Here is a 9,353-nt window from a genome sequence, read left to right as displayed (position 1 = left end):
GCTGTGGCTCGAAGACGGCCCGCGCGCCAGCAATGCCGCCTGGCTGAGCCTGCGCAACAGCCAGGTAGTGGCCGCCGGGCCCAGCGAAGTGGCGAAGAACATGGACGGCCTGACCACCTATGTCGATCTGGTCAGCGTACTGATCGAAGAAGACCAGGATGGCCGCCAGGAAGCCGAGCGCCTGGCGCGCAAATACGGGGCGACGGTGGTGGGCAGTATCGCGCCGCTGAACGTTTTTCAACTGCGCCTGCCCGCCACCGACCTGATCCAGCGCGACGCCCTGGTGCTGCGCCTGGGCAGCGAGACCAGCGTCGATGCGGTGGTCATCGAAGAGTCCGCCGCCGAAGAAGCCGAGCACGCCGCCCCTCGCCGTGAGGCGCCGAAGAAGCCGGCGCCCGACTCCGATGAATGGGCCGCCAACCGCTTTCTCGATGCGGTGGCCTATTACCAGCGACGCATCCCGGGCCAGCACACGCCCATCGTGCCGCAACCGGTGCGCATCGGGGTGATCGAGCGCGGCGTGGATTTCGACACGGCGGATTTCGCTGACTACCTGGGCGCCTGCGCCCCCCGACGCACCTGCGTCTACGCGGGCGATACGGGTTCGGCGGACAGCCATGGCACCACCGTCGCCGGCATCCTCGCAGCAGGCTGGAACAACGGCGGCAATACCGGCTTTTTGCGTGGCCTGGACAAGGCCGGCGGGGGCTTTGAGGTGATTGTCGAGCGCAACTCCGATGCCGGAATCACCGCCAACATCGCCGCATCAGTCAACCTCGTGGAGGACGGCGTGCGCGTGCTCAACTGGAGCTGGGGCGTTCATCGCGTCGGCACCAAGGACGTCAACGGCCATGACGTCGACTCGCTGGTGCGCTCGGGAATAGCCATGAGCGGCTACGAAGAACTGCTCGAAGAGTTTTTCCTGTGGCTGCGCAAGGAACACCCCGACGTGATCGTGGTGAACTCCGCCGGTAACGGTTCGGCCTTCTCGGGCAGCGACGAGTACCGCCTGCCCTCCTCCTTTGTCACCGAGCAACTGCTGGTGGTGGGTGGGCACCAGCGCAATGAGCGCAACGACGTTGCCGTTGATGATCCCGCCTACGCCGTCACGCGCAGCTCTTCGAACGTGGACATGCGCGTCGACATCACCGCCGCCGCCTGCGCTCACGCGTCAACAACGGGCGCCGGCCAGGAAGGCGCCGTGCATTGCGGCACCTCCTACGCCACGCCGATGGTCGCGGGCCTGCTGGCGGCGATGCTGTCGATCAACCCGCAGTTGCAGCCGGAACAGTTGCGCACGCTGTTGCGCCGCAGCGCCCTGGCGATCGGCGATAACCATGACTTCGAACGCAGCGACGCCCAGGACCTCACGGCACCGATCCTGCCGTCGGAGCGCAATTACCAGCTCAATGACAAGGATGTGGGGCGCTCGGCGCGGCTGGATATGCAAAAGGCGCTGGACCTGGCGGTGCAGAGTCGCACGCGGGTGCGGTAATGGCGAGCGGCGGCATAATCGATAGTTTGGCCGCCTGAGCCAGGGCTATCGCGCAGCAGCCCCCCACCTCAACGCCGCTGAAGCTTCACACTGGCAAACGTCGATTCTTCCCTTGCCTGCTCCAGTATGTTCTTGGGTTTGGCCGGCGCCCCCGGCTTGGCCACAGGGCGCGGCGCAATCGGCAGGCGCAGGCGCATGTCCGAGCGTTCGTCACTGGGCGCCACGCCGAAGAAGTCCCGATAGCACTTGGAGAAGTGCGGCGTGGACACAAAGCCGCAGATCGCCGCAAGCTCCACCATCGAGATAGGGGTCTGCATGAGTAACTGGCGAGCCCTGGTCAGGCGGAGCTTGAGGTAGTAGCGCGACGGCGTGCAGTACAGGTAGCGCTGGAACATGCGCTCCAGCTGGCGCCGCGATACCTGGACGAACGCGGCCAGTTCATCCAGGTCGATGGGTTCTTCCAGGTTGGCTTCCATCAAGGCCACCACTTCCTGCAGCTTGGGCTGTTGCGTGCCCAGCAAATGCTTGAGCGGCACGCGCTGGGTGTCGCGCTCGTTGCGGATGCGCTCGTACACAAACATCTGCGAAATCGCCGCCGACAGTTCATGCCCGTGATCGCGCCCGATCAGGTGCAGCATCATGTCCAACGGCGCGGTGCCGCCCGAACTGGTGAAGCGGTTGCCATCGAGGGAGAAGACGCTGGCGCTGACCGTGACACGGGGAAAGGCTTCCTGCATGGAGGCCATCAGTTCCCAATGCACGCTGCACTGGAAACCATCAAGCAAGCCCGCCCTGGCCAGCGCCCAACTGCCGGTGCACACCGCGCCGAGGCGGTTGCAGTACAGACGCGCCTGGTTGCGCAACCAGGTGATATGCGCGGGTGTGGCGGCCTGTTGGATGCCCACGCCGCCACACACGATCACGGCGTCCAGGTCGCGCTGTTCATGCGCCACCGCATCCGGTGTGACCGACACGCCATCGCTCGCCCACACCGGTTCACCGTTAAGGCTGAGGGTGCGCCAGCGATAGAGTTCCTCACCGGCCAGTTGATTGGCCATGCGCAAGGGCTCGACCGCACAGGACAGCGATATCAGGGTGAATTGGTCCAGCAGCAAAAAGCCGAGGGTCTTGCAGGCAGGCGCGTCAGGTTCCATCACAGTACTCCGCACGCGTGATCAAGAGGGCTCAACCACAATGGCCTTGGCCGACTGCCCGTGCTGACGCGCCGTGACCACGCCGATCAAGGAGATCAGCAAGGCCAGGCCAATCGTTGAGGACACTTCCGTGCGGTGTTCCGGTGTCACCATCATCACGGCCAATGCTGCGCAGATGAACACGATCACCAGGTAAGTCAGCCAGGGAAACAGCCACATACGAAAGGCCAGCTCGACGTTCTGCCTGAGCAGCATCCGCCGCATGCGCAGTTGCGAGATGGCGATGACCAGGTACACCAGCAACGCGATGGCACCGGAGCTGGCGAGCAGAAACTGGAACAGACCGGCGGGCATGAAGTAGCTCAGCAGCGTCACCCCTGCGCCGATGATGGTGCTGGCAATCACCGCCGCCCTGGGCACGCCCGCGGCTGAGGTGCGTTTAAGCGCCACAGGCGCGTCGCCGCGTTTACCCAGGGAGAACAGCATGCGCGAGGAGATGTAGATCGAGGAGTTCATGCAACTGGCAACGGCGATCAACACCACCACGTCGACCATGAATTTGGCGTTGGGGACGTTCATCAATTCCAGCGCGCGCTGATAGGAACCCACGGACGCCAGCAACGGGTCGTTCCAGGGCACCACGGAGATAACGACGAAGATCGACAGCAGGTAAAACACACCGATGCGCCAAATCACCGAGCGTGTCGCCCTGGCGATGTTCTGCGCCGGATTACTCGATTCGGCCGCCGCGATGGTCACCGCCTCCGTACCGATAAAACTGAACATGATGGTGATGAACGCCCCGACCACCGCCGACAAACCGTTAGGCGCAAAACCACCGTGCTCCTCCATCAACCGGCTCAAGCCACTGGCTTGGTGATCAGGCACCCAGCCCATCAGCACGCTGAATCCCAGGCCGATAAACCCGATAATGGCGATCACCTTGGCCATCGCGAACCAGAACTCGAACTCACCATATTTGGCCACGCTGAACAGGTTGGTGATCACCAGCAGGATGATCGACAACAAGGCGAACAGCCACGCATCGACCTGGGGAAACCACTGATTGAGTACATAACCGGCAGCCAGCGCCTCGATCGGAATCACCAACACCCAGAACCACCAATACAACCAGCCGATGGTGAAGCCCGCCCAACGGCCGATGGCCTGGTCGGCGTAAGTAGAAAAGGAACCGGTGTCGGGACGCGCCACCGCCATTTCTCCGAGCATGCGCATCACCAGCACCACCAGCAGGCCGGAGAACAGATACGCCAGCAACACCGCCGGCCCCGCCGCCGCGATGGCATGGCCGGAACCGACAAATAACCCCGCGCCGATGATGCCTGCGATGGACAACATGGTGACGTGGCGCGGCTTGAAACCCTGCGCCAACTGACCGTTGGAATCGTTGGAATTTAGGCTATTCATTGTTTTTGTTGTTCTCGGGCGACCAATACCCCTCACCTTAAGGGTGCTGCGCCGGGCCAAAGTAGCCTGAGTACGCCATCGTCGTGTCTGATCTCGTCATTTGTCGATCGGTTGCGGCGGCTGGCGAGCCGGCGCCTGCAACCGACCGCTCCTCAGGTTGCGGTACCGGCCTTGAATAATTCGCTCATGAGTTCGGTGGCCGCTCCGTGCCCGAAGACATGCGCGGAGTCACGCTGGGAGGGGTCCAGTGTGCCTTCGCCTCTGATGCTCTGCCCGGTATAAACCAACGTTCCCTCAAGCACTTCGACTGCGCTGTGATAACCCAAGCCGACCAAAAACGCGCCGGTCCCAGCCGCACGCGCATAACGCTGCTCCTGCTCGGCCGGCGTCAAATCCGACATAGGCGTGAGCCCGCTACCGTCCCGAGCGGGCAGCGCGCCCACGTATTGATCGCTCGCGCTCACCCCGCGCAGCATGTCCCAGGTCTGCAAAATTTCGGCCGGCGAGGCTGACATATGCCCGACAAGCGGCTCGGTAGTTTCCTTGATGCGGGCCGTACCGATATCGAAAACCGCCCAGCGATTATCAGGAATACGCTCGGATGCCGGCACATTGAGCGCTTTATCCGCCTCCAGCCCGCTGTTGTGCACGCCTGCCCGAAAAGGCATGTGGGCAGGCGAATCGAACGAACGGACTTTTCGTTCAGCGCGCTTATCCGGGCCTACCGCCGCAGAGCCGCCGTGCTCGCGCATGCGCTGGACGGCGGCGGCATCCGGCACTTGCAGCCCCTGTGCCTGGAGCTGCCGGTTGAGCGCCGTCATCAGTCCCTGGTCCGCGTTGCCGGGGGTGGTGTAAAACCCGCCGATATCGCCCATCAATGCGATGGCCACCGCTCTATCGGTGGCGCTTGCCGATCCGCTGCCGGCGCGCGCCAATGCTGCCAGCAAGTCATCCGTTGTCTTCCCCGCCAACAGCCTGCCTTCCCCCAATAAATGAGCGCCCAACGTGCCCTGATGCTGCGGGCTCAGGTTCGAGACCACACGGTGCAAGACGCTGGCGGCACCGGCCAGCTCTTGAGTCAAGACGTCGCCGGGCTTGTAGAGCACGTTTCGCGCCGCGACAGTCTGTGCCAACGCCAACGCTTTGGTGGTCGCCTGAGCGGACTGGCCCGCCGGGTTGCCATGGGTGATGTGCTGATGCACGGCATCCTTGGCCTTGAGCACCTCATTGAAGACCCCGGCGTCCCTGGCGGCGTTTTCCAGGGCGCTGTCATTCATGAAAAGCCTATCGCCGATGTGCTCGAAGCCGGGCCTTCCCGGGAACGTTTCAAGCAATTTGCCGCGTACAGCCGGATGGGCCAGCGCATATGAAATTTCATCCATCGAATGCCCGCCATCCACGTAAATGAACAGCGCGGATTGAATGGCCAAATAGGCTTCAAGGTCGTCCGGCCGGGTATTGGCATGCACATCCTTGCAGGCACGCACCGCCCCCTGTTCGATCACAATCGAACCCGACGGCCCGTTAACGTAAGTCCCCGTGCCTTTTTCAAACAAAGCCTTCACATAAGAACCCGGCTTGGATGCATCCGGATGCTCGGGATCCTGCATCTCAAGCCTGTCGGGGCAACGGGTGCTGGCGCCGGCCAGCAACTGGCTCCGGTAATCGCTTTCATATTTGATATTGAACGGCTCATTCAGGCGCAAGTCCCGGGGGGTCGCATCGATATTTCGCAAAATACCGACGTTATGACTGTCTGCCTGCCGGAACAAATTACCTTCTCGGGCGTTGAGTTCAATACGGCCTTTTCCGGGTGCCTTGATGGGATCAAATACACTGTCCCAATGGCCCGCAGGGAGTTTTGCCGCGACATCCGGCTCATTCCTCAGCGCGTAACTTAAATAACGGTGTTTGTAGATATCAAACAAGGCCGTCCTGGCCTCGGGCGAGATATTCAAGGTCTCCAGGGTTTTCTCGGCACGCGTATAGAACCCCTGGAGTTGATCCAAACCCTCGATGCTCGTGTCGAAACGCTGGTTCTTCCAAGCCGCCTCGTATTTCTCGAACAACGGCGCAGACACGTAGTTGTCCTTGATGTAATTGACCTGATTGTTTGAGATAGCGACAAAGGTTTTATAGGTGTCCGGCGAACGGAAATAATCTTGCAGGGCATGCTTGGCATAGTAACTTTCGAACGCGCGCCGCACCGGGTCGTTGACCATTTTCAGCCTCATCGAACCGTCGGCTGCGTGCGGCGAGCCGTTGGCGACCAGCTTGGTCAGCTCGGCTCTACGCTGCTCCGGATCGATAAGGCCGCGCAGTCGGGTAAGGATCTTCTGGGTTTCGGTTTCAGCCGGCCCCGCGATCCTGAACCTGTTCAAGCCCAGGCTCAGCGCGCCATCCTTGATGGACGCCTTGCCCGGCGCGATACGATCCTGGGAGTGTTTTTCAACGATATCACTGTCAATCACGGCGTTATAAATAGCACCGTTCCTGATTTGCGCGACCTGCGGGCCGCCGTACAGAAAACTGACCGGGCGCTCTTGCCCGTCGGCTTTGAGCGTGACCGTAGGCAGGGCGTTGGAAGTGACTTCAATAGGTTTGTTTTTTATGGAGTCGAAGTTCTTCACAAACTCGACATTCTTCAATACCCGGTTACCAGCGTTGGCCTGCAATTGGGCCGCAGCACTGGAGCCGTTATCATTATTGATCAGCATAGTGGTTGCCTCTACCTTTGAATAAGGCGGCGAGCGTCGTTGCGACGGTTTATTTGAAAATGCTGTGCAGCGATGTCATCAGGTTGAAAAAACCATCCAACGCAATCTGCAATGTTTTGGCCGACCCCGTGCACGCGTCGTCCAGCAGGGCTTTGACTTCGTAACCGCGCAGACCTTTGCCCAACACCGGCTGGCCGGTCACCACCGATGGCAATGCGTGTTGCAGTGAAAGCAGCAGTTTTTCCGCATGGATATTCAGCGTGGCGCTGTTCAGATTTTTCAACTCACTCCACATCCACACCCCATGACGGTCGGCAGTGAGCATGATCGGGCTGATGGTTTTAAAGTTAAGCGCGATCGAGGAGTGGCGATCAAAGGAGCCGAGGCGTTCCTGGGGTACGCCAAGGTCCAATAAAGTTTCGCGGAGTATTTTCGCAATATCAGAACTCACGGCCTATCCCCTCAGCGTAAGCAGCCTTGCTTCTGGAGTTATAACTGGCGTCCCTGAGTTACCCGTTGGCGCCCTGCTCAGCGAATGTGAGAGAGGCGAGAGATGAGTGGCGGCCGTCCACGAACAGTTCCATTGGGCAATAGCTGCGCGATTTGCCTATCAGCCCGCCTGCACCATCATTTGCCACAAGGAAGCCCCAACGCCGGTGATGCTTTCGCCGGCAATAAGCCCGGCCGCCGCGGTAACCGCAAAACGTTCGGTAAGACGTGGCCGACGACAGCTGACCAACCAGGTCAGCACCGCTCCCAAAGCCATCATCAGCGAAATGGACGCCGGCAGTACAAACGCCAATCCCAGGGCGGCGGCGCTGGGCAGGTAGCGCGCGCGATGCGCAGACAAGGTGCTGTCGAGCACACCCAGCAACACGCCGATCAAGCCTGCGATGGCGATGGCCCAGCGAATGCTCGGCGATAACGAGTCCAGCCCGTGGGTCAGGGTTTGCGCCACGGCTTTCCAGGTGGCGACGGCCGGGGCCGGCCATTGTTCGGTGAGGAGCATGGTGTGTGGGTCGGGAATCAGCGCCAGGTAGGCGAATACGCCGACGATACTGCCGACAAAAATCCCCAGGATCTGCGCGATCACTTGCTTGTGAGGCGTGGCGCCAATCGCCTTGCCGACCTTGAAATCATTCATCAAGTCCGTGCACTGCCCGGCCGAACCGCCGGCCGTGTTGGCGCTCATCAGGTTGATCGGCACCTGCCCCGGCGCGACGATGCCGAAGCTCAGCTGGGACAATTGCCCAATTGCGCCAATCGGCGGAATGCCGGTGGCGCCCACCACCCGCGCGGCCACGGCGGCCAGGCAGATGGCCAGGGGGATGGTGAGCAGCGCCATCCACGGGTTGATGCCGAACAACAACGCCTGCAGGCTCACGACCAGGATGATCGCCAGGGCAAACCCGGCAGCCGGGCCCCGTTTCGGCAGGGTCCAGGGCGTGCCGCCGTCCGCGCGGGTGGTTCGGTGCAATGCCCACAAGCGAATCGCCAGGGACGCCAGGGTAGAACAGACCATCAGGCTCACGCCGGGCCACAGCAGCCACTCCACCAGCGCGGCGAATTGCGGGCCGCTGCTGCCCGGCGCAACGTGCACCAGCCCCTGCGCCAACAGCCAGGGCCCCAGCCCGCCCCAGGCCAGCAAGGCGCCGAGCAACAAGGTCAGGCCCACGCGCAGGCCGATGATGCCACCAAAGCCGAGCAGCAACAGCGACGGGTCTGTGGTAAACGTCAGGCGTTCCAACTGGGCCGTCGGCGACCAACGCGGCAACGCCCACAGGAAGGTATCCACCCACTTGACCAACCCCGACAGCAACGCCGCGCCGAGCAGCACTTTCAAGCGCGTCGCCGCTTCGCGACCGTGGTTGTAGATATGCAGCAGGGTCTCCAGGGTGGCCATGCCTTCGGGAAACTTCAACGCCTTGTCGTTGAGCAACGAGGGCCGCAGGTACCACGCGATCCAGATCCCCAGGAAGCTCACGGAAAACACCCAGGCGATCATCGGGATCGCCTCCAGTTGATTGCCCGTAAGCAAGGTGTAAGCCGGGATGGGCGCGACCAGCCCACCGGAAATGATCGACGCCGCGGCCGAAGCGACGGTCTGGTTGATATTGCTTTCATGCAGCGTCCACGGCAATGGCGCAGCAGAGCGTTTGGCCAGGCCCTGCCAGATCGCGTAGCCGATCAGCAACGCGATGATCGACATGTTGAACGACCAGCCGATCTTGAGGCCGGCGTACACATTGGACGGCGTGAGCAGGATACCGAGCAGGATCCCGGTGATGACCGCGCGCAGGCTGAGTTCACGTTCTACGGGAGTGATTGCCGAGGTGGGGTGCATGCAGATTCCTTTCGACGAAAAACAGTGCCACCTCATAAGTGAGCGCTGAAAGGCTCGAAGGTTCATCGATGCGGCTTGCCTCGATAGCCATAGCTAGCTACACAACGCTGTAGCCCCCCGCTAACCACGATGCGAAGCGAGCCGCTCTTGATCTGGCTTTTGATCTTGATCTCAGGCGCCCCGTTAAACCACGCTGGCCGAACGCAGGCTTGAAT

The 9,353-nt window shown here is 61.6% G+C and carries 6 protein-coding genes; 1 reads left to right on the top strand and 5 read right to left on the bottom strand.

Going from position 1 to position 9,353, the window contains the following annotated elements; genetic code table 11:
• Positions 1 to 1,495, top strand: a 1,495-nt coding sequence (locus tag BFP96_RS13315) for a S8/S53 family peptidase (RefSeq protein WP_065936387.1), incomplete at its 5' end; no start/stop codon positions are given.
• Between the two features lie 68 nt (positions 1,496 to 1,563).
• On the opposite strand, the gene BFP96_RS13310 is transcribed toward BFP96_RS13315, so the two are convergent.
• The 5 genes from BFP96_RS13310 to BFP96_RS13290 form a co-directional block, all read right to left on the bottom strand.
• Complete coding sequence (locus BFP96_RS13310) at positions 1,564 to 2,649, bottom strand: choline metabolism transcriptional regulator GbdR (protein WP_065895499.1); 1,086 nt, start codon at positions 2,647 to 2,649, stop codon at positions 1,564 to 1,566.
• 21 nt (positions 2,650 to 2,670) lie between these two features.
• Positions 2,671 to 4,077 (bottom strand): amino acid permease, encoded by a 1,407-nt coding sequence (locus BFP96_RS13305; protein WP_065895498.1) that lies wholly within the window; start codon positions 4,075 to 4,077, stop codon positions 2,671 to 2,673.
• A gap of 152 nt (positions 4,078 to 4,229) precedes the next feature.
• A complete protein-coding gene (locus BFP96_RS30350) occupies positions 4,230 to 6,794 on the bottom strand; it encodes a hypothetical protein (protein ID WP_139113400.1) in 2,565 nt (854 codons plus the stop codon).
• Positions 6,795 to 6,843: 49 nt separating this feature from the next.
• Positions 6,844 to 7,245, bottom strand: coding sequence for an InvB/SpaK family type III secretion system chaperone (locus BFP96_RS13295; RefSeq protein WP_065884205.1), 402 nt, complete (start codon positions 7,243 to 7,245; stop codon positions 6,844 to 6,846).
• A 159-nt stretch (positions 7,246 to 7,404) separates the two neighbouring features.
• Positions 7,405 to 9,138, bottom strand: coding sequence for an OPT family oligopeptide transporter (locus BFP96_RS13290; protein WP_065936386.1), 1,734 nt, complete (start codon positions 9,136 to 9,138; stop codon positions 7,405 to 7,407).
• Positions 9,139 to 9,353 lie beyond the last annotated feature (215 nt).

It is taken from the genome of Pseudomonas sp. 34 E 7, assembly GCF_900005715.1.
Taxonomy (GTDB): Bacteria; Pseudomonadota; Gammaproteobacteria; order Pseudomonadales; family Pseudomonadaceae; genus Aquipseudomonas; species Aquipseudomonas orientalis_A.
The sequence above is the reverse complement of the archived record's forward strand: the minus strand, read 5'-3'. Positions and strand labels throughout refer to the sequence as shown.